General features: G+C 28.2%; 3 protein-coding genes. All 3 read right to left on the reverse strand.

Annotated elements, in window-relative coordinates:
- Window positions 1-1154 (reverse strand): ABC transporter ATP-binding protein (locus Q0V08_RS11045; RefSeq protein ID WP_297434744.1); only part of this gene is annotated, 1154 nt, incomplete at its 3' end.
- Window positions 1138-2889, reverse strand: a complete 1752-nt coding sequence (locus tag Q0V08_RS11050; RefSeq protein WP_297434746.1) for an ABC transporter ATP-binding protein — start codon at window positions 2887-2889, stop codon at window positions 1138-1140. The genes Q0V08_RS11050 and Q0V08_RS11045, both read right to left, overlap by 17 nt.
- Before the next feature lie 126 nt (window positions 2890-3015).
- On the reverse strand, window positions 3016-3721 hold a 706-nt coding region (locus tag Q0V08_RS11055), incomplete at its 5' end, for an NCS2 family permease (RefSeq protein ID WP_297434748.1).

A 3721-nucleotide genomic window follows, 5' to 3' on the forward strand; every position in this document is an offset into this window, starting at 1 on the left:
GCTATAGTAGTTTTTCCAGCACCAGTAGGTCCAACTATAGCGATCATATTTCCAGGTTTAGCTTCAAAAGAGAAGTTATCAATAATTTTTTGATCTTTTTGGTATCCAAATGTTACATCTATAAACTGTATATCACCTTTTGTTTTCTCTATGGCTACTTTTTTATTTCCTGTTTCCTTTTCCTCCTCTTGATTGACTAAAGAGAAAAATCTTTCAGCACTAACAAAAACAGTTTGAATAATGCTATAAACATCTGAAATATTAGCTATTGGTCGATTGAACATTCTAGAGTAGATTATAAAACTTGAAAGACCCCCTAAGGTAATTTCATTATTTAAAATAAAAATAGAACCAATAAGTACAATAAGAGCATATCCAATATTTCCAATATAGTTTAAAGAGGGGTAACTAAAACCAGTAAAAAAATATGCTTTTACAGCATTTTCTTTATATTTTTCATTGAGGTTTTTAAAGTTTTGAATAGCATTCTCTTCATAAGTAAAGGATTTAATTTCAATCTCTCCCATAAGCATCTCCTCTACATATCCACTTAACTCTCCTAAATATCGTTGTTGCTTTCTCATTTTTTCACGACTTTTAAGAGTTAGTTTTCGTAGAAAACCTCCAGTTATAATAACTAAAACTATTTGTACAAGTGTAAGTGTAGGACTTATATAAGTCATAATTCCTAAAGTTATAACAATAGTAAGAATACTAACAACAACTTGAGTTCCAATTTGTGAAATAGAACTACTTATATTGTCAATATCGTTAATCATTATACTAATGATATTTCCATGAGAGTTGTTATCAAAAAACTTTATAGAAAATTTATGAAGTTTTTCAAAACTCTCTTTTCTCATACGCCAAATTATTTGTTGAGAGATTCTATTCATAGTTATATTTTGTATAAAAGTTAAAAAAGCTCCAAGAATATATACTGTTCCAAGAAGAAAAGTTACTTTTCCTAGGGATATAAAATCTGCATTAGACATTTGAAACTTGAGTATATTTATCCCTTTTCCAATGAGATATGGACCTATTAAAGTTAATCCATTTCCTAAAATAGCGATAAGACTTAGTGTAATCAACTTTTTTTTATGCTCTAAAAGGTATGGAAGTAGATTTTTTAAAATCTTATTTTTTACTCTCATAAGACTCACCCTCTTTAGAACAGATCTCTTGAGATTGACAAATCTCTTTATAAATTTCACTATTTTTTAAAAGTTCTTTGTGGGTACCAATACCACATATTTTTCCATTATCTAAAACAACTATTTTATCAGAGGTTTTTATAGAGGATATTCTTTGAGAGATTATTAAAATAGTTTTATCACCTTTTAAACTTAAAATCTCCTTTTTTAATTTAGCTTCTGTTATAAAATCTAAAGCACTAAAACTATCATCAAAAATTAAAATTTCACACTCTTTAATTAAAGTTCGAGCTATAGAAATTCTTTGTTTTTGTCCTCCTGAAAAGTTCATACCACCTTTGACAACTTTAGTTTTATATTTCTCAGAAAGATTATTTACAAATTCACTACCTTGAGATTTTTCAACTATATCTTCAATTTCATTTTGAGAAGCACTAGCTTTACCCCATCGTATATTATCCTCAATACTTTGGGAAAAAAGAAAGGTCTTTTGCATAACAAGTCCTATTTTTTCTCTTAAAATTTTAAGGTTATATTTTTTAACATTGATTCCATTAATTAAGATTGAACCTTTAGAAACATCATAAAATCGTGGAATTAAATTTACAAGGGTACTTTTTCCAGAGCCCACTCCACCTATTATAGCTACAGTTTCTCCTTTTTTTATTTTGAAATTTATATCTTCTAAAACCCAAGATGAAGTTTTCTCATAAGAGAAATAAACATCTTTAAACTCTATAGCAAAGTTAGATTCTACATTATCTAAAACTTCGTTGCTTTCTGAAGTTTCAGAAGACTCTTCTAAAACATCATTGATTCTCTTAGAGGAAACAACTGTTTTACTTAAAAGAGTAAAAAGAAAAGATAGCGCATTAAGAGAGAAAAGAATCATACTCATATAGTTAATAAAAGCTACAACTTCACCTATTTTTATTGAACCTAAGTTGACTTTTTCTCCACCAAACCAAAGAATGGCACAAACACCTAAGTTTAAAAGCAAGGCTATAAAAGGACTTCTAGAATCTATAAGGTTTTGTGATTCTATATTTTTTTCAGCAAAACTAGTATTTCTATCTTCAAATTTTTTCTTTTCAGTATCTTCTCTAACGAGAGCTTTGATAACTCTAATTCCTACAAGATTCTCTCTTATTATTTGTGTGAGTTTATCAAGTCTAATTTGAAGTTCAGTATAAAGAGGAATAGATTTTTTCATATAAAAATACGTTAGGTAGACAGTTGCAGGAACTATAATAAGAAGTATTGTAGAAAGAGATGGATTAATTATAAAAGACATAATAACAGCTCCAATACCTGTGACAAGTCCTTTTACAACCATTCTCATACACATATAAGAAGTCATAACTATTTGAGTTACATCTTGAGTAACTCTAGTTATAAGAGAGGCTTGAGTAAAGCGGTTTAATTGATTGAAGTTAAAACCTTGTATCTTTATAAAAATTTTTTCTCTTAAATCTTTTCCAAAACCTTGAGAAGCTTGGACAGAGTAGTAGTTACAAATAATTGCACTAATATAACCTAAGGTAGCTACTGCAATCATAAATAAACCTTTAGATATAATATAATTAAGATCTTGTTTTATAACACCTTTATCGATAATATCTGCCATAATAAGGGGAAGAGTTAAATCAATTATAGATTCTGTAGATTTAAGAGTTAGTGCAGAGATTACTTTTCCAAGATAGGGCTTTAAAGTTTCAAATATTTGATTTTTCATATTATATAACTCCCTTAAAAGTTTAGCGGGCAAACCTTAAGGAATACCCGCTAAAAAATCTTCTAATTTTTGTATTTGTCTGACTCTAATCTACTTTACTAATTTAAGTAAAAAATTCCTTTAGATTTATAAAATTATATTAACAAAAGATAAAATTCCAATAATCCAAAGAGTTTTAGAGATTTTATCATACTCTTTACAAACTACGTTAATAACAATATAAGAGATGAATCCAAAACTTAAACCAATGGCAATACTATGAGTCATTGGCATAAGAATAATTGTCATAAAAGCTGGAATAGCTTCTTTCATATCTTTAAAGTTTAAATATGAAACTTTTCTAAACATAAAAATTCCAACAATAACTAAAGATGGAGCAACAGCAAATACAGGAACACTTTCAACTAAAGGTGAAACAAAAAGTGAAAGTAAAAATAATAAACCTGTAACAATTGAAGCTAAACCTGTTCTAGCTCCAGCTGTGATTCCAGCAACAGATTCTCCATAAGTAGTAACTGTACTTGTTCCAAGTAAAGAACCAATCATAGTTGAGATAACATCAGCATAAAGCATTCTTCCAAGACCTTTTTTTCTTTCCTCTTCATTTCTAAAAGGAATCTCTTTATAACAAGATAAAAGAACACTTAAAGAGTCAAAAAGATCTATAAACATAAATGAGAATATAGCACCAAGAAGAGATGGTCTTAAAACATTAATAATATTAAGTTTCATTGCAACAGGAGCTATACTTGGTGGAGATGATAAAATCATACTAGGTAGAGAAACCTCTCCAAAAATTACTCCTAAAAGAGAAACAATAGCTATACTAATT

This window comes from uncultured Cetobacterium sp. (genome assembly GCF_947038635.1).
GTDB lineage: Bacteria > Fusobacteriota > Fusobacteriia > Fusobacteriales > Fusobacteriaceae > Cetobacterium_A.

Coding starts and splice junctions, on each gene's coding strand:
- Q0V08_RS11050 (WP_297434746.1), bottom strand. CDS start 2,889: ATGAAAAATCAAATATTTGAAACTTTAAAGCCCTATCTTGGAAAAGTA.